This window comes from Pseudomonas sp. CCI1.1 (genome assembly GCF_034348165.1).
Taxonomy (GTDB): domain Bacteria; phylum Pseudomonadota; class Gammaproteobacteria; order Pseudomonadales; family Pseudomonadaceae; genus Aquipseudomonas; species Aquipseudomonas paracarnis.
In genome coordinates, this window is record NZ_CP133780.1 from 6,738,228 (window position 1) to 6,753,920 (window position 15,693).

Sequence of the window (15,693 nt, forward strand, 5' to 3'; positions counted from 1 at the left end):
GATACCCGTGGCGTCTATCTGCTTTGAGGGATTCATATGAAGCTTCAACAACTGCGCTACATCTGGGAAGTGGCGCACCACGACCTCAACGTTTCCGCTACCGCTCAAAGCCTCTATACCTCGCAACCTGGTATCAGCAAGCAGATCCGCCTGCTCGAAGACGAGTTGGGCGTCGAAGTCTTCGCACGCAGTGGCAAACACCTGACCCGCGTCACTCCAGCTGGCGAGCGCATCATCACCACCGCCGGCGAGATCCTGCGTAAAGTCGAAAGCATCAAGCAGATCGCCCAGGAATTCTCCAACGAGAAGAAAGGCACCTTGTCGATCGCCACCACTCACACCCAGGCGCGCTATGCATTGCCGCCGGTGATCCGTGATTTCATCAAGCAATACCCGGACGTAGCCCTGCACATGCACCAGGGTTCGCCGATGCAGATTGCCGAGATGGCCGCTGACGGCACCGTCGATTTTGCCATCGCCACCGAGGCCCTGGAATTGTTCGGCGACCTGGTAATGATGCCCTGCTACCGTTGGAACCGCTGCGTGGTTGTGCCCCAGGGGCACCCTTTGGCCAAGCTGCCGAAGCTCACCCTGGAAGCCTTGGCTGAATACCCGATCGTGACCTACGTGTTCGGCTTTACCGGCCGTTCCAAGCTCGACGAAGCGTTCAGCCATCGCGGCCTCACGCCCAAGGTGGTGTTCACTGCTGCCGATGCCGACGTGATCAAGACCTACGTGCGCCTAGGCCTGGGCGTCGGGATCGTCGCCAAGATGGCGGTCGACACCAACCTCGACAAAGACCTGGTGGTGCTGGATGCCAGCGAATTGTTCGAGTCCAGCGTGACCAAGATCGGTTTCCGTCGCGGTACCTTCCTGCGCGGCTTCATGTGCGACTTCATCGAGAAGTTCGCACCGCACCTGACCCGTGAAGTGATGGCCAAGGCGATCCAGTGCCACAACAAGCAAGAGCTGGAAGAGTTGTTTGACGGCGTTGAATTGCCCGTCCACTGACCGCGATTACCCTGTAGGAGCGAGCAAGCTCGCTCCTACAGGGGTGTAGGTTATCGGGCCTCGGTCACCGTAAAGTGCTGCCGAGCGCCGGCCACCAGAATCTCTACCTCTTCATCGATACGCTTGCCCAGCAGGCCTTTGCCCAAGGGCGAGCGTGGCGTGATGACCGTCACCGGTTGCCCCACCACATCCACTTTCAAACCCGCCGCATCCGGCGCCAGGAACAGCCATTGCTGGCGACCGTCCTCGTCTTCCAGGCCCACCAGCGTGCCTATCTCTATCCCGCGTTGATCATCGTACGCACGTAGCTGCAGTTGCTGGCACAGCATCAGCGATTGCTTGATCTCCTCCACTCGTCGGGCCTGCCCGGTGGCCAGGTACGAAGCCTCCAGGCCGAGGGTGTCGTATTTGTTTTCGGCAATGTTTTCTTCGTGGGTCGCGGTTTCGTAGGCGGTCTGCGCGGCGCGTTGGACGACGTCGATGTCGACGGTGAGCTTTTCCAGGATCAGCTGGAGCACGGCGTGTTTATTCATGGCGGTATCTGGCATCAATCGCAGAATTGCAGGACATTGGCCCGCGTCTTTTCATTGGGGGCGTTCTGGTCTTGTTGCAGCCAGAACTGGCATTTGGGGTTGGACAGGTTACGCGCGTTGCTTCGGGCCTGGTCCAGGGCCTGTTGTTGTTCCTGTTTTTGCAGGTTCTGTTGGTACTGTTCGAACAGACGGTTCGGTGGCTGCGGCTCAACCATGGCCGGTTTGCCCAATTGCTCAACCGCCTGTGCCACCGGCGCCAGGCTCTGGGGGAACAGGTAGCGAGACGCCAGCCAGGCGGTCAGCGCAATGGCGATAAACCCTAGCCACACGCCGGCGGCAATCGCGATGCAGAGCTTGAACAGCGATAACGGACGGTCAGACATAAGGGCCTCCTGGCAGGCATTGACGGCATGACGGTGATTGTCGCACAGCCTCCGTGCAGAATAATCGCGATCAAGCCTTCTGCATCCACGCATTTATGCGGACAATCGAACCTTTGATCGATGGAGCCCGGAATGAAAGCCCGCTGGGATATTTTTTGCAGTGTCGTCGACAACTACGGCGACATCGGCGTGACCTGGCGCCTGGCCCGGCAGTTGGTGGTGGAGCATGGCTGTGACGTGCGCTTGTGGGTCGATGACCTGCGCGCCTTCGAACGCATGTGCCCGGACATTGATGTGCAGGTGGGCCAGCAATGGCAAGAGGGCGTCCAAGTGCGCCACTGGCCGGCCGAATGGCCAGGCGCACACCCGGCGGATGTGGTGATTGCTGCGTTCGCGTGCCAGCTACCGCCCGAGTACATGGACCGCATGGCCGAGTGTGAACGTGCGCCGTTGTGGATGAACCTGGATTACCTCAGCGCTGAAGACTGGGTGGTGGGCTGCCATCGCTTGCCTTCGGTGAAGTACAAGGGCGTGCAGAAGTACTTTTTCTTCCCCGGGTTTCGCCCTGGTACTGGCGGCCTGTTGCGCGAAGCCGGCTTGTTGGAGCGACGCCGGGCGTTTCAGCAGGACGCGGCCGCGCAACAACGGTTCCTGCAAAGCCTGGGCGTTGCTCCGACGGCCGGCGCGCGTTTGATGTCGCTGTTTGCCTATGAGAATGACGGGTTGGCCGGCTGGCTGGACGTATTGGCGGCCGATGGACGGGGGACGCACTTGCTGGTGCCGGAAGGGCGCATTCTGGGGGACGTGCAAAGCTGGCTGGGGGTGAACAGCTTGTCGGCGGGAGACATCCAAGTACGTGGTGCGCTGACCGTACAGGTCATTGCATTCGTACGTCAGGAGCAATATGACCGATTGCTATGGTGCTGCGAATTTAACGCCGTACGTGGCGAAGACTCGTTCGTGCGTGCCCAGTGGGCAGGGAGGCCATTGCTGTGGCACATCTACCGCCAGGACGAAGACATCCACCTGGACAAGCTCGATGCCTTCCTGGAACTGTACACAGCCGCACTTTCACCGGCCGCCAAAGCTGCCGTCGTCACGCTCTGGCAAGCCTGGAACGCTGATGGCGATATGGCACAGTCCTGGAAAATGCTGCTGGAACATTGGCCCGAGGTCAGCCAGCACGCGCAGAACTGGTGTCTGGAACAAGGCTTGCAGGCCGATCTTGCGACGGCGCTGGTACAGTTTTATGAAAGTTGGATATGATACGCCACCTTGATTTTTGTCAATCCCATCCAAATTTCGGATATACGCAATGAAAACTGGTAAAGAACTGAAACCCGGTACAGTGATCCGTCTCGAAAACGACCCTTGGCTGGTTCAGAAAGCTGAGTTCACCAAGTCTGGTCGTAACAGCGCAATCATGAAGACCAAGCTGAAGAACCTGCTGACCGGTTACAAGACCGAAATCGTCTACAGCGCCGATGACAAACTGGACGACGTGATCCTCGACCGCAAAGAAGCGACCCTGTCCTTCATCAGCGGCGACACCTACACGTTCATGGACACCACTGACTACACCATGTACGAGCTGAACGCTGAAGATATCGAAGCCGTTCTGCCGTTCATTGAAGAAGGCATGGAAGACGTCTGCGAAGCTATCTTCTTCGAAGAGCGCCTGGTTTCCGTAGAGCTGCCGACGACCATCGTGCGTAAGGTTGCTTACACCGAAGGCTCCGCTCGCGGCGACACTTCCGGCAAGGTGATGAAGCCTGCCAAACTGAGCAACGGTACCGAACTGCAAGTGGCCGATTTCATCGAAATCGACGACCTGATCGAGATCGACACCCGTGAAGGTGGTTCGTACAAAGGCCGCGCCAAGAAGTAATTCTGGCCCCGGCTATACGAAAAAAGCCCGACCTTGAGTCGGGCTTTTTCATGGGCGTCTGTTTTTCAGACCGTTACATGCAAGCGCACCTCAACGTTGCCACGGGTGGCATTGGAGTACGGGCACACTTGGTGCGCAGCGTCGACCAGGCTTTGCGCCTCATCTTGGGCCAGGCCCGGCAGGCTGATATGCAGGTCGATATCCAGGCCGAAGCCGCCCGGGATCTGGCCGATGCCCACGTGGGCGGTGATCGAGGCGTCATCCGGGATTTTGCGTTTGGTCTGGCTGGCCACGAACTTCAGTGCGCCGATAAAGCAAGCGGAGTAGCCGGCAGCAAACAATTGCTCTGGGTTAGTGGCCTGGCCACCGGCGCCGCCCAACTCCTTTGGAGTCGACAGTTTGACGTCGAGAATATTGTCGCTGGAAACGGCGCGACCATCACGGCCGCCAGTGGCGGTGGCTACTGCGGTATAGAGCGTTTGCATGGGGCGTTCCTCTGTGTGGTTAGCGCTAAACATTTGTGCGCTAAGTAGTTGGTGAGGTGAATGTATAGCGCTAATGTTTAGTGCGCAAGTTAATTTTTCAGCGTTGAAGAATTTAAGGGTGTCGCAGAACAAAAAGTGGGAGCTGGCTTGCCTGCGATGACGGTGTATCAGTCACTGCATGGTTGACTGATGAATCGCAATCGCAGGCAAGCCAGCTCCCACTTTTGAGTATGTTTAGTGCTGGGGCCTAGCGTGTCAGATGCTGGTTTGCAGATTGGCGCGCAACGCGATCAGGTCGCCTTGCAGCTTGCGCAATTGCTCCAGCGCCATCCCGCTGGCGCCCAGGATGCATTGCGGAACATCCTTGGCCTTCTCCTGCAAGGCGCGCCCGGCGGCGGTCAGTTTCACCACCACCACCCGCTCGTCTTCGCGGCTGCGCGTGCGGCTGAGCAGGCCCTCGGCTTCCAGGCGCTTGAGCAGTGGCGTCATGGAGCCTGGGTCCGTCAGCAGGCGGCTGCTGATTTCACTGACGGTCAACTCATCCTCTTCCCACAGCACCATCATGGCCAGGTACTGCGGGTAGGTCAGGCCGATGGCCTGGAGCAGGGGCTTATAGACCTTGGTCATTAGCAGTGAGGTGGAGTGCAGGGCGAAGCACAGCTGGTTGTCCAGCAACAGCGATTCGCAAGGATCAGGGTTTTTGCTCATGGTGGCGTCTCGAAAAAGCATGTCTGGGCTGGAATCTAGCGGGCAAATCTTTAATGCGCCAGGTAATTCTTGCCGTAGGCGTCAGACCAAGCCACTTTGCAGTGCCAGATCCCAGGGCGGCACCGGGCTGAAACGGGATTTGAGGTATTCAAGCAACAATCGGCTGCGTGCATTGGGCTGTTGCTCCAGGCGCAGCGCATAAATGCCTGCGGTTTCCGGACTGGGCAAACCGTCTTCACAAAACAGCGGCAACAATTCGCCGCGCACCAGGTATTCACTGGCCAACCAGGTCGGCAAGTGAGCGATGCCCAGCCCGGCCAGTGCGCCCGAGAGCAGGGCTTCGGCGTTGTTGGCACTCATGCGGATGCGTCGCGGGCGATAGGTGGTGCGGCGCCCGTCCAGTTCGAAGCGCCAGGCGAACATTGGCGCCAGCCCGTCCCAGTCCAGGCCGTCATGTTCGCTCAGCTCTCGAGGATGGGCCGGCGTGCCACGGCTTTTCAGGTACGCGGGGCTGGCACAGGCGATACGCACGATACTCGCCAGCGGCGTAGCGACCAGTCGGGTGTCGACAATATGCCCTGCGCGCAGAACCAGGTCGACCTTGCCCAGATGCGCGCCGTGCATATCGACAAAGCTGTCGATCAAGTGCAGGTGCACGTCCAGGCCTGGATACAGGCTCAAAAAGTCCGCAATGACCGGCGCCAGGTGCCGGCGGCCGAATGCTGCGGGCGCATCGACCCGGATCAACCCCTCCGGCGCATGGCTCAGCGAGACCGCCTCTGCCCGTGCCAGCTGCAACTCGCTGACAATCCGTCGCGCCCGCTCGGCAAAGGCCAGGCCTGCGGAGGTGGGCACCACCGCATGGGTGCTGCGTTGGAACAGGCGGCTACCCACGGAGCTTTCCAGGCTGTCGATGCGCCGGGCCACGGCTGAAGGTGTCAGCGGATGGAGGCGCGCGGCGGCGGAAAAACTGCCGGCTTCCATTACGTCGAGAAACAGGCTCAGCTGGTCGGTCAGGGTGTTGGGGTTCATAGCTCAACGCTTATGCGAGATTGGCACAGCCATTGTGCGTTGCTGTGCGTTTCCGCGCCAGAGCCGACTGCGTAGCATGCCAAGCATGGAATTGCGGAGTACCGAGCGGTGTGGGATTTAGTGATGTACCTGGCATTGGGTGCGGCGTTGGGCACTGTAGGTGGGCTGTTTGGCATTGGTGGTGGGCTGATTGCCATCCCGGTGCTGGGCGTGTTGTTCGGCCTGGATCAGCAGATTGCCCAAGGTACCGCCTTGGTGATGGTCGTGCCGAATGTGATGCTCGCGCTGTGGCGCTATCATCAGCGTAACCGCATCGAGTTGCGTCACGCTTTACCCCTGGGTGTGACCGGCTTTTGCTTTGCCTGGCTGGGATCGATCTGGGCGGTGGGCCTGGATGCGGGCGCCATGCGCATCGGTTTTATTGCGTTCTTGGTGGCGTTGTCTGCCTACAACCTGCTGCGCATGTTCACTCGCAATGCGCCGCCCACCGCACAAATGCGTTATTCCTGGCCCTGGCTTGGCGTCTTGGGCGCGGCATCCGGTTCCATGGGCGGGCTGTTCGGGGTCGGCGGCGCGGTGGTCGCCACGCCGGTACTCACCAGTGTCTTCGGCATTACTCAAGTGGTCGCCCAAGGCTTGTCGTTGGCCTTGGCGTTGCCCAGCACCGGTGTGACCCTGGTCACCTATGCCTGGCACCACGAGGTGGACTGGATGATCGGCCTGCCACTGGCGGTGGGGGGCCTGCTGAGTATCAGTTGGGGCGTGAAAGTGGCGCATGCCTTGCCGGAACGTCTGTTGCGCGGCCTCTTCTGTGGCTTCTTGGTGGTGTGCGCGGTGATGCTGACCTTTAAAGTTTGAAGCCTTCGACGATGTAGTCCGCCAGGCATTCGGTGATCGGCGAGGTCATCTGCGGGTTACGCAGCAAGCGCAGGTTCATCGACGGTAAAGGCGGGAAGCCTTCGTCGCTGCCGAGCACTCGCAGGTCGTCGGTTACCAGGCTTTCCATGCTGACCATCGCCGCCAGGCCTGCACTGACCACTGCCAGGATCGCTGCTCCGTTAGAGCTGTGATAGGCCAGGCGATAATCTCGCCCGGCAGCCTCCAGTGCGGCCCGTGCCCAATGGGTGTACAGGCACTCGTCGCCGGACACCGCCAGGGGCAGGGCATCGTGCTCCTCCACACAAAAGCACGGTGATGCTGCCCACACCATGCGCTCGGTACGCAATAACTCACCCAGATCATTGCCGGGCTCGCGGCTGATTACGGTCAACGCCAGGTCCCGCCGTTGCATCAATACGGTCGATGCTTCGCAGTGCATTTCGATCTGGATCAGTGGGTAGGCTTTGGAAAATTGCTTGAGGATGCCTGGCAGAAAGCGCATCACGTAGTCATCCGGCGTGCCGATACGCACCAACCCCACCATATGCGGCTCGCGCAGGGTATTGAACACTTCGCTGTGCAATTTCAGGATGCGCCGCGCATAACCCAACAGCACCTGGCCTTCGGGCGTGAGCCGTACCTGGCGGCCATCGCGCTCGAACAGTTTGCGCTGCAACACGTCTTCTTCCAGGCGCTTCATCTGCATGCTCACCGCCGATTGAGTGCGGTTGACCTGCTCGCCGGCGCGGGTGAAACCGCCCTGGTCGGCAATGGCGACGAAGGTGCGCAGCACATCAGTGTCGATGCTGGGATAGGCGGACAATTGATCAATCTCCGAGATGTAATGCATAAGAAACATTCGTTGGATTGATCATAATGCCGGGCACACACTGTCGTCATCCCCACTGGAGGGCGAGAAGATGAAAGGTCAAAAAGGTTTCATATCGACGGATAAATGGCCGTTTGCCGGGCTGTTTCACACATTCGCGCGTTGGCAGCTGTTGCATCAGGAGCGCCAGATGCTGGCGACCCTGAGCGATGACGCCCTCAAGGACATCGGGCTCAATCGCGCCGACGTTGCGCAGGAAAGCCATCGGCATTTCTGGGAAGACCCGCTGCGAAAATAAGCGCGGATGCAGTAGGGTAGGGGGCGAGCTTCTATGGAGATTGCCATGCCCGCCGACCTGTGTTTTTCACTCAAGCAAGCTCGACGCATGGCGCTGGCTGCCCAGGGATTTTCCGGGCGCCAGGCGCCTGCACAGATAAAGGCTGCGCACCTCAACCGCTTGATCGAACGCCTGGGCGTTTTACAGATCGACTCGGTCAATGCGCTGGTGCGTTCCCACTACCTGCCCGTGTTTTCCCGCCTTGGTTCTTATTCCCCATCGATTCTTGAACAGGCGGCCTGGAGCCAGGGGCGGCGGCGTTCTCTGTTTGAATACTGGGGGCATGAGGCGTCACTGCTGCCCTTGGCGCTGTACCCGTTGATGGGTTGGCGCATGGAGCGCGCCCGGCAAGGGCGGGGGATTTATGCGCAAATGGCACGTTTTGGCCGTGAACAGCAGGCGACGATCCAACGCGTGTTGCGCACCGTCGAACAGCAGGGCGCCTTGGGGGCGGGTAGCTTGTCGACCCGCGAGGAGCGTGCCGGGCCCTGGTGGGATTGGAGTGATGAAAAGCACGCGCTGGAATGGCTGTTCGCCGCTGGCCTGGTCACGGTTGCCGGTCGTCGAGGGTTTGAGCGGCTTTATGATCTGCCCGAGCGTGTTATTCCCGCAGAGGTGCTCAGGGTCTCCATGAGTGAAGGTGAAGCGCAGCGTGGCTTGCTGTTGCACAGTGCGACTGCATTGGGTGTCGCCACCGAAAAAGACCTGCGCGATTATTTCCGCCTCGACCCCGCCGACAGCCGCAACCGCTTGGCCGAGCTGGTTGAGGATGGGCAACTGCTGGCGTGCCGGGTGCGGGGCTGGAAACAACCAGCGTACTGCCCGTCGGCGCCGAAACTGCCTCGCACAGTGCCGGCCAGTGCATTGTTGTCGCCGTTCGATTCGCTGATATGGGAGCGCAGCCGCACCGAGCGCCTGTTCGACTTTCGCTATCGGCTGGAGATCTACACCCCGCAAGAAAAGCGCGTGTATGGCTACTACGTGTTGCCGTTTCTCCACAACGAACGCATTGCCGCGCGCGTCGACCTGCGAGCCGAGCGTGCTCATGGGCGCCTGGCCGTGCATGCCGTGCATGAGGAAGAGCCGGGGCTGGATGAGGAAGGCATGCTGGCGCTGGCGCTGAACCTGCGCAAAATGGCCGACTGGCTAGGGCTGGAACAGGTCCAGCTCAATTGCCAGCGGCCCAGTGCTGCTCGGTTAAGGGCAGCGATGCCGAACCGGGATACCAACCTTTAAACCTCTATCGCGGGCAAGCCCGGCTCCCACAGAGAAACGCGTTCAAATGTGGGAGCCGGGCTTGCCCGCGATGGCGTCATCCCCGTCGCTAAAACGTCAGCGCTTTACCTGTTTCAAGGTCTCTGCAATCAGAAACGCCAACTCCAGCGATTGATCGGCATTCATCCGTGGGTCGCAATGGGTGTGATAACGGTCCGACAGGCCATCTTCGGTGATCGGCCGTGCGCCGCCGATGCATTCGGTGACGTTCTGCCCGGTCATCTCGATATGGATCCCGCCAGCATAGGTGCCTTCTGCCTGGTGCACTTGGAAGAAATCCTTCACTTCGCCAAGGATCTGCGCAAAGTCGCGGGTCTTGTAGCCGCTGCTGGCCTTGATGGTATTGCCGTGCATCGGGTCGCAGCTCCACAGCACTTGCTTGCCCTCGCGCTGCACGGCGCGGATCAGGTTGGGCAAATGGTCGCCGACCTTGCCTGCCCCCATACGGGCGATGAGGTTGAGGCGGCCAGGGTCGTTATCCGGGTTGAGGATGTCGATCAGGCGGGTCAGGTCGTCCGGGTTCATGCTAGGTCCGACTTTCACGCCGATCGGGTTGTTCACTCCGCGCAGGAACTCGACATGGGCGCCGTCCAACTGACGGGTGCGGTCGCCGATCCACAACATATGCGCCGAGCAGTCGTAGTAGTCGTTGGTCAGGCTATCGCGGCGCACGAAGGCCTGTTCGTAGTTGAGCAGCAATGCTTCGTGGGCGGTGAAGAAGCTGGTTTCGCGCAATTGCGGCGAGCTGTCCATGCCACAAGCGCGCATGAAGGCCAGGGTTTCGTCGATGCGGTCGGCCAGTTGGCTGTACTTCTCGGCGAGCGCGGAGTTGGCGATGAAATCCAGGTTCCACTTGTGCACCTGGTGCAGGTCAGCGAAACCGCCCTGGGCAAAGGCGCGCAGCAGGTTGAGGGTGGCGGTGGACTGGTGGTAGGACTGCAACAGGCGGTCCGGATCTGGCACGCGGCTTTTTTCGTCGAAGCCGATGCCGTTGACGATATCGCCCCGGTAGGCGGGGAGGGTGATGCCGTCGATGGTTTCATCGTTGGCCGAGCGTGGCTTGGCGAACTGGCCGGCCATGCGCCCGACTTTCACCACCGGGCAACCGGCAGCGAAGGTCATGACAATGGCCATCTGCAGCAGCACCTTGAAGGTGTCGCGAATCTTCGCGGCGGAAAACTCGGCAAAGCTCTCGGCGCAATCACCGCCTTGCAGCAGGAACGCACGACCTTGGGTCACTTCGGCAAATTGACGGCGCAATTCGCGGGCTTCCCCGGCAAACACCAGGGGCGGGTAGCTCGCCAGGCTCTGCTCCACTTGCTCCAAGTGCGCGGCGTCCGGGTATCGGGGTTGCTGCTGGATCGGCAGGGCTCGCCAGCTATCGGGGCTCCAGGGTTGGCTCATCATGAACTCGTTTGCGGGTGGATGTTCGGGCGTCAATGTTAGCAGCAATTAGTGCGTGACCTGTTGCTGCCGCTTGGCCGACAATCGCGCCTTTGCCGTGCAGCAGACCCTTTTAGGAGTAGTGATGAGCGAGGAGCGTGTCGAGCACCTGCTGGCCGAAGTCCATGATGAATTCGGCATGATCCGTGTGCTTGAAGTGGCTGATTACCGCTTTCTCGAATTTGGCGACGCCATCGAGCAAAGCTGTGTGTTCACTGCTGACCCGAGCTGGCTGGAGTACGACTACACCCGCGCCATGCTGATCGGCGCGTTGTGCCATGAACAGCCGGAGAGTGCATTGTTTCTCGGCCTGGGCGCGGGCACGTTGACCCAGGCGTGCCTCAAGTTCCTGGCGCTGGAAGATGTCGAAGCCATTGAGCTGCGCCCTGATGTGCCGCGCCTGGCCATCGAATATCTGGGGCTGGATGACGACCCGCGCTTGTACATCCGCATTGGCGACGCGTTGCAATTGCTCGACAGTGCCGAATCGGCCGATCTGATTTTCGTCGACCTCTACACCGATGTCGGCCCGGGCGTGGGGCATCTGGCCTGGACCTTCCTGGAAAACTGTCAGAAGAAACTCAACCCCGGCGGCTGGCTGGTGATCAACCAATGGGCCACCGATGATGGCAAGCCGTTGGGGGCGGCGTTGTTGCGTGGGTTGTACCACCGGCATTACTGGGAGCTGCCGGTGAAGGAGGGCAATGTGATTCTGTTGGTGCCTTCGGAGCTGGATCAGGTGCTGGACCTGGAGGCGCTGTCAGCCCGCGCCGAAGCTTTGGCGCCGCGCTTGGGGTACTCGTTGCAGCCGTTGATCAAGGCGATTCGGCCGGCAACTTAGTTGCCAGTTCGGACGCTTTCGCGGGCAGGCCCGCTCCCACAGGGGATTGCATTTCAACAGAGCATGCAATTCAACTGTGGGAGCGGGCTTGCCCGCGAAGAGGCCCTCACTGCCGACCGCTAATTCAGTTCGTTCAAATCCCCTTGAACACCCCCGGCCGCTTCTCGACCATCGCCCGAACACCCTCCTTGGCATCTTCACTGTTGAGCAGTTTATCCACCATGGGCGGCAGCGCGGCGGCTGCCACAGCCTCACCCTCCATACGCGCCAGCCGTGCCGACATCAACGTGGCCTGTACACCCAGCGGTGCCTGGCGCGCAATGCGGTTGGCCAACTCGATGGCGCGGGGCAACAGGTCTTCACTGGCCATCACTTCCTGCACCAACCCCAGGCGCAGGGCTTCATGGGCGTCGAACTCGTCGCCGGTGAGCAGCCAGCGCATTGCATTGCCCCAGCCGGCAATCTGATGAAAGCGCAATGTCGCGCCGCCAAACGGGAAGATCCCGCGTTGCACCTCCATCTGGGCAAAGCGGGTATTGCTGGCGCAGAGGTTGATATCCGCCGCCAGCATCAATTCGATACCGATCGTCAGGCAATAACCCTGGGCGGCGACGATCACCGGCTTGCTCACGCGCGGGCCGGCAAACACCCCCCACGGGTCGCACCCTCCCAGCGGCGGTTGCCAGCCACCCGCCATCACGCTGCTGACATTGGCCAGGTCCAGCCCGGCCGTGAAGTGGTCGCCATGGGCAAACACCACGGCCACCCGTGCGTCATCGTTTCGATCAAATTCGCCGTAGGCTAGGCTCAGCGCATTGAGCAAATCCAGGTCGAAGGCGTTGCGCTTGGCCACACGGTCCAGGCCCAGCAATAGAACATGACCCTCAAGTGCGCGGCTGACACGGCTACTGCTGGCTTGATTCATGGGGTGTGCCCTCGGGGCGCGGGTAAGGTTTCAGACCAAAGGGTCTCAGTGGGTGGGTGAACCGTTTAAGCTTGATGACCAACAGGGCCGGGCCTTTGAAAAATAGACCCTGGCGCACGGATCTGCAAAGCGCGTGACGCAGTGCGGTTTATCGGTGCCTGGCGATAAAAAAAGCTCCCTTTTTCAGCTATTTCCGGTATAGTGCGCGCCGGCCTTTAACCGGGCCGCGTTTAGGTAGCGCAATTCCCCGAAGTCAGCTTCGGCTGCACGTCCGCACAGCGGACTCTTCCTTGACGAATCTTTTTCATTCATTCGTTTTCGCAAATCCCCGCCGACAAAGCAGCCAGGGCGACTCTTGAGTCTCAACACGGCATGCGCAGCTTTGGAGCATGGGTCTTTGCGGATGCACTTAGAGGCAGACCCATGACCCAGGAAACCGGCGGCTTCGCCGCTTTTAATCTTAACCCGAATATTCTTGCAGCCGTCGCAGCGACCGGCTACGAAGAACCTTCGGCGATTCAGCAGCAATCGATCCCGATCATCATGGCCGGTAAGGACATGATTGGCCAGGCGCAAACCGGTACCGGCAAAACTGCCGCGTTCGCTTTGCCAATCCTGCACTGCATCGATCCTGCCAAGCGCGAGCCGCAAGCCCTGATCCTGGCGCCAACCCGTGAGTTGGCGCTGCAAGTAGCAACCGCCTTTGAAACCTACGCCAAGCAAATGCCAGGTGTAACTGTTGTGGCCGTTTACGGCGGCGCGCCTATGGGCCCACAACTCAAGGCAATCCGTAATGGCGCACAGATCGTTGTCGCCACTCCGGGCCGTCTGTGCGACCACCTGCGTCGTGACGAAAAAGTCCTGTCGACCGTGAACCACCTGGTTCTGGACGAAGCTGACGAAATGTTGAAGCTGGGCTTCATGGATGACCTGGAAGTCATCTTCAAGGCGCTGCCAGCGACCCGTCAGACCGTACTGTTCTCGGCGACCCTGCCGCAGTCCATCCGTGCCATTGCCGAACGCCACCTGCGCGATCCGGAGCACGTGAAGATCCAGACCAAGACCCAGACCGTTACCGCGATCGAACAGGCTCACCTGTTGGTTCACGCTGACCAGAAGACCTCGGCTGTATTGAGCCTGCTGGAAGTCGAAGACTTCGACGCGCTGATCATGTTCGTGCGCACCAAGCAAGCGACCCTGGACCTGGCCAGCGCCCTGGAAGCCAAAGGCTACAAAGCCGCTGCGCTGAACGGTGACATTGCCCAGAACCAGCGTGAGCGCGTGATCGACTCCCTCAAGGATGGCCGTCTGGACATCGTTGTAGCGACCGACGTTGCCGCCCGTGGCCTCGACGTTCCACGTATCACCCACGTGTTCAACGTTGACATGCCTTACGATCCAGAGTCCTACGTTCACCGTATCGGCCGTACCGGCCGTGCCGGTCGCGAAGGCCGTGCATTGCTGCTGGTGACTCCACGTGAGCGCCGCATGCTGCAAGTGATCGAGCGTGTTACCGGCCAGAAAGTTGCCGAAGTCCGCCTGCCGGATGCCCAGGCCGTTCTCGATGCGCGCATCAAGAAACTGACCAACAGCCTGGCGCCACTGGTGGCTGACGCTGAATCGACCCACGGCGACCTGCTGGACCGCCTGACTGCCGATATCGGTTGCACCCCGCGTGCCCTGGCTGCAGCTCTGCTGCGCAAAGCTACCAATGGTCAGGCCCTGACCCTGGCAGCCATCGAAAAAGAACGTCCACTGGTTCCGAACAGCGCGCCACGCGGTGATCGTCCAGAGCGTTCCGGCGACCGTCCAGACCGTGGTGATCGCGAGCGTCGCGCTCCAGTGCCATTGGCCGAAGGCCGTGCTCGTTGCCGTACCGCGCTGGGTGCGCGTGATGGTATCGCGGCCAAGAACCTGCTGGGTGCTATCCTCAACGAGGGTGGCCTGGCACGTGAAGCCATCGGTCGCATCCAGGTGCGTGACAGCTTCTCCCTGGTGGAGCTGCCGGAAGACGGCCTGGAAAAACTGCTGGCCAAGCTCAAAGACACTCGCGTTGCCGGTAAGCAGCTCAAGCTACGTCGCTACCGCGAAGATTGATCTGCCCTTGGGCTGATTGATCGCACATAAAAAATCCCCGACTGGTTCGGGGATTTTTTTTGCCTCATGTTTTAGTCTCCGAGGCGATCAACTGTGGGAGCTGGCTTGCCTGCGATAACGGTGAGTCAGCAAGCCAGTGTGTGACTGATACACCGCTATCGCAGGCAAGCCAGCTCCCACAGATGTCGCGGTGTCAGCCAAAACGATAGATATCCATGCCAAGGGCGCCCAGAGTGAAGCCCTGATGCGCCACACTGAAATCACCCCCGGCACCCCGCGCAAAGTACAGCGGCAGCAAATGCTCATCGCTGGGATGGTTGCGCACGGCATGTGGCGCCTGGCGCCGATAGTCATGCAAGGCGGCGTCGTCATTGGTCGCCAGTTTGTCGACCACCCAGTCGCGAAACTCCCGCGCCCACGGGGTGATCGTTTCCGGCCCGGCGCGCCAATCCAGTTCGCCCAGGTTATGAGTGATGCTGCCGGAGCCGATCAACAGCACGCCCTGTTCGCGCAGGCTGGCGAGCGCATGCCCGACCTGGGTTTGCAGGGCGGGGCCCAGGCGGCTGGGCAAGGAAACTTGTACCACTGGAAGGTCTGCTGCCGGATACATCAGCGACAGCGGGACCCAGGTGCCGTGGTCGAAGGGACGTTGCTCGTCAATACGTGCAGCCAGACCGTCGGCGTGCAGCAACTCGACGATCTCACTGGCCAGCTGTGGGTCACCCGGCGCGGGGTATTGCACCGCAAACAACTCGCGCGCAAAGCCGCCAAAGTCGTGCCAGGTTTCGGGTGCAGCACCGCCGCTGACCAGCAGTTCCGGGCTTTCCCAATGCGCCGACACCACCACAATGGCTTTGGGGCGGGGTAGCTCGGCAGCCAGGCGCTGTAGCGCGGGGCCACTGGCGCCGGGTTGCAAGGCCAGCATGGGCGAGCCGTGGGAGATAAACAGGCTGGGGAGCATGAGCGGGTCCTGAGGGTTAAGATAACGCCATCTTCAATCAGATCATTGATCTAAATCTAATATGAG

Annotated in this window: 17 protein-coding genes; 8 read left to right on the forward strand and 9 right to left on the reverse strand. The window is 60.4% G+C overall.

All coding sequences use genetic code 11. The annotated features are described in order from the left end of the window. The first annotated feature begins 36 nt into the window (after positions 1-36). Complete coding sequence (gene cysB, locus RHM69_RS30815; protein ID WP_003189876.1) at positions 37-1,011, forward strand: HTH-type transcriptional regulator CysB; 975 nt, start codon at positions 37-39, stop codon at positions 1,009-1,011. Positions 1,012-1,061: 50 nt separating this feature from the next. On the opposite strand, the gene RHM69_RS30820 is transcribed toward cysB, so the two are convergent. Both RHM69_RS30820 and RHM69_RS30825 read right to left on the reverse strand, forming a co-directional pair. After that, entirely contained in the window at positions 1,062-1,544 is a 483-nt protein-coding gene (locus RHM69_RS30820) for a GreA/GreB family elongation factor (protein ID WP_019820335.1), read from the reverse strand. A 14-nt stretch (positions 1,545-1,558) separates the two neighbouring features. Beyond that, a complete protein-coding gene (locus RHM69_RS30825; RefSeq protein ID WP_019820337.1) occupies positions 1,559-1,927 on the reverse strand; it encodes a hypothetical protein in 369 nt (122 codons plus the stop codon). 132 nt (positions 1,928-2,059) lie between these two features. Here RHM69_RS30825 and earP point away from each other — a divergent pair, with 132 nt between their 5' ends. Both earP and RHM69_RS30835 read left to right on the forward strand, forming a co-directional pair. Continuing rightward, the gene (earP, locus tag RHM69_RS30830; protein WP_019820338.1) at positions 2,060-3,193 is read left to right on the forward strand and encodes an elongation factor P maturation arginine rhamnosyltransferase EarP; all 1,134 of its coding nucleotides are present in this window, start codon (positions 2,060-2,062) and stop codon (positions 3,191-3,193) included. A 49-nt stretch (positions 3,194-3,242) separates the two neighbouring features. Further along, a complete protein-coding gene (locus tag RHM69_RS30835; RefSeq protein WP_003172723.1) occupies positions 3,243-3,815 on the forward strand; it encodes an elongation factor P in 573 nt (190 codons plus the stop codon). A 65-nt stretch (positions 3,816-3,880) separates the two neighbouring features. Here the strand turns inward: RHM69_RS30835 and RHM69_RS30840 are convergent, their stop codons facing one another. The 3 genes from RHM69_RS30840 to RHM69_RS30850 form a co-directional block, all read right to left on the reverse strand. Continuing rightward, the gene (locus RHM69_RS30840; protein ID WP_014717668.1) at positions 3,881-4,300 is read right to left on the reverse strand and encodes an organic hydroperoxide resistance protein; all 420 of its coding nucleotides are present in this window, start codon (positions 4,298-4,300) and stop codon (positions 3,881-3,883) included. 255 nt (positions 4,301-4,555) lie between these two features. Further along, complete coding sequence (locus RHM69_RS30845) at positions 4,556-5,008, reverse strand: MarR family winged helix-turn-helix transcriptional regulator (protein WP_019820339.1); 453 nt, start codon at positions 5,006-5,008, stop codon at positions 4,556-4,558. A gap of 81 nt (positions 5,009-5,089) precedes the next feature. Next, entirely contained in the window at positions 5,090-6,040 is a 951-nt protein-coding gene (locus tag RHM69_RS30850) for a LysR family transcriptional regulator (protein WP_102666498.1), read from the reverse strand. A gap of 108 nt (positions 6,041-6,148) precedes the next feature. Between RHM69_RS30850 and RHM69_RS30855 the strand changes: the two genes are divergently transcribed. Beyond that, positions 6,149-6,898, forward strand: coding sequence for a sulfite exporter TauE/SafE family protein (locus RHM69_RS30855; RefSeq protein WP_102666499.1), 750 nt, complete (start codon positions 6,149-6,151; stop codon positions 6,896-6,898). Here RHM69_RS30855 and RHM69_RS30860 read toward each other — a convergent pair. Beyond that, complete coding sequence (locus RHM69_RS30860) at positions 6,888-7,769, reverse strand: LysR family transcriptional regulator (RefSeq protein ID WP_014717672.1); 882 nt, start codon at positions 7,767-7,769, stop codon at positions 6,888-6,890. The genes RHM69_RS30855 and RHM69_RS30860 overlap by 11 nt on opposite strands. Before the next feature lie 70 nt (positions 7,770-7,839). Here RHM69_RS30860 and RHM69_RS30865 point away from each other — a divergent pair, with 70 nt between their 5' ends. Both RHM69_RS30865 and RHM69_RS30870 read left to right on the forward strand, forming a co-directional pair. Next, on the forward strand, positions 7,840-8,046 hold the full coding sequence (locus RHM69_RS30865) for a DUF1127 domain-containing protein (protein ID WP_014717673.1): 207 nt from the start codon (positions 7,840-7,842) through the stop codon (positions 8,044-8,046). A gap of 45 nt (positions 8,047-8,091) precedes the next feature. Then, on the forward strand, positions 8,092-9,321 hold the full coding sequence (locus tag RHM69_RS30870; RefSeq protein WP_072435589.1) for a winged helix-turn-helix domain-containing protein: 1,230 nt from the start codon (positions 8,092-8,094) through the stop codon (positions 9,319-9,321). A 96-nt stretch (positions 9,322-9,417) separates the two neighbouring features. Here RHM69_RS30870 and RHM69_RS30875 read toward each other — a convergent pair whose 3' ends face one another. Next, on the reverse strand, positions 9,418-10,764 hold the full coding sequence (locus RHM69_RS30875; protein ID WP_102666500.1) for a class II 3-deoxy-7-phosphoheptulonate synthase: 1,347 nt from the start codon (positions 10,762-10,764) through the stop codon (positions 9,418-9,420). Positions 10,765-10,888: 124 nt separating this feature from the next. Here RHM69_RS30875 and RHM69_RS30880 point away from each other — a divergent pair, with 124 nt between their 5' ends. Next, positions 10,889-11,644 (forward strand): spermidine synthase, encoded by a 756-nt coding sequence (locus tag RHM69_RS30880; protein ID WP_014717675.1) that lies wholly within the window; start codon positions 10,889-10,891, stop codon positions 11,642-11,644. Positions 11,645-11,777: 133 nt separating this feature from the next. On the opposite strand, the gene RHM69_RS30885 is transcribed toward RHM69_RS30880, so the two are convergent. Beyond that, positions 11,778-12,569 (reverse strand): crotonase/enoyl-CoA hydratase family protein, encoded by a 792-nt coding sequence (locus tag RHM69_RS30885; RefSeq protein ID WP_014717676.1) that lies wholly within the window; start codon positions 12,567-12,569, stop codon positions 11,778-11,780. 423 nt (positions 12,570-12,992) lie between these two features. Here RHM69_RS30885 and RHM69_RS30890 point away from each other — a divergent pair, with 423 nt between their 5' ends. Continuing rightward, complete coding sequence (locus RHM69_RS30890) at positions 12,993-14,666, forward strand: DEAD/DEAH box helicase (RefSeq protein WP_014717677.1); 1,674 nt, start codon at positions 12,993-12,995, stop codon at positions 14,664-14,666. A gap of 193 nt (positions 14,667-14,859) precedes the next feature. Here RHM69_RS30890 and RHM69_RS30895 read toward each other — a convergent pair whose 3' ends face one another. After that, positions 14,860-15,627: a DODA-type extradiol aromatic ring-opening family dioxygenase gene (locus tag RHM69_RS30895; RefSeq protein WP_014717678.1), complete on the reverse strand. Its 768-nt coding sequence runs from the start codon at positions 15,625-15,627 to the stop codon at positions 14,860-14,862. Between the last annotated feature and the right edge of the window lie 66 nt (positions 15,628-15,693).

Excerpts from the sequence above, each read along its gene's own strand:
- cysB (WP_003189876.1), top strand. The coding sequence starts at position 37 with ATGAAGCTTCAACAACTGCGCTACATCTGGGAAGTGGCGCACCACGAC.
- RHM69_RS30820 (WP_019820335.1), bottom strand. The coding sequence starts at position 1,544 with ATGAATAAACACGCCGTGCTCCAGCTGATCCTGGAAAAGCTCACCGTC.
- RHM69_RS30825 (WP_019820337.1), bottom strand. The coding sequence starts at position 1,927 with ATGTCTGACCGTCCGTTATCGCTGTTCAAGCTCTGCATCGCGATTGCC.
- earP (WP_019820338.1), top strand. The coding sequence starts at position 2,060 with ATGAAAGCCCGCTGGGATATTTTTTGCAGTGTCGTCGACAACTACGGC.
- RHM69_RS30835 (WP_003172723.1), top strand. The coding sequence starts at position 3,243 with ATGAAAACTGGTAAAGAACTGAAACCCGGTACAGTGATCCGTCTCGAA.
- RHM69_RS30840 (WP_014717668.1), bottom strand. The coding sequence starts at position 4,300 with ATGCAAACGCTCTATACCGCAGTAGCCACCGCCACTGGCGGCCGTGAT.
- RHM69_RS30845 (WP_019820339.1), bottom strand. The coding sequence starts at position 5,008 with ATGAGCAAAAACCCTGATCCTTGCGAATCGCTGTTGCTGGACAACCAG.
- RHM69_RS30850 (WP_102666498.1), bottom strand. The coding sequence starts at position 6,040 with ATGAACCCCAACACCCTGACCGACCAGCTGAGCCTGTTTCTCGACGTA.
- RHM69_RS30860 (WP_014717672.1), bottom strand. The coding sequence starts at position 7,769 with ATGCATTACATCTCGGAGATTGATCAATTGTCCGCCTATCCCAGCATC.
- RHM69_RS30865 (WP_014717673.1), top strand. The coding sequence starts at position 7,840 with ATGAAAGGTCAAAAAGGTTTCATATCGACGGATAAATGGCCGTTTGCC.
- RHM69_RS30870 (WP_072435589.1), top strand. The coding sequence starts at position 8,092 with ATGCCCGCCGACCTGTGTTTTTCACTCAAGCAAGCTCGACGCATGGCG.
- RHM69_RS30875 (WP_102666500.1), bottom strand. The coding sequence starts at position 10,764 with ATGAGCCAACCCTGGAGCCCCGATAGCTGGCGAGCCCTGCCGATCCAG.
- RHM69_RS30880 (WP_014717675.1), top strand. The coding sequence starts at position 10,889 with ATGAGCGAGGAGCGTGTCGAGCACCTGCTGGCCGAAGTCCATGATGAA.
- RHM69_RS30885 (WP_014717676.1), bottom strand. The coding sequence starts at position 12,569 with ATGAATCAAGCCAGCAGTAGCCGTGTCAGCCGCGCACTTGAGGGTCAT.
- RHM69_RS30890 (WP_014717677.1), top strand. The coding sequence starts at position 12,993 with ATGACCCAGGAAACCGGCGGCTTCGCCGCTTTTAATCTTAACCCGAAT.
- RHM69_RS30895 (WP_014717678.1), bottom strand. The coding sequence starts at position 15,627 with ATGCTCCCCAGCCTGTTTATCTCCCACGGCTCGCCCATGCTGGCCTTG.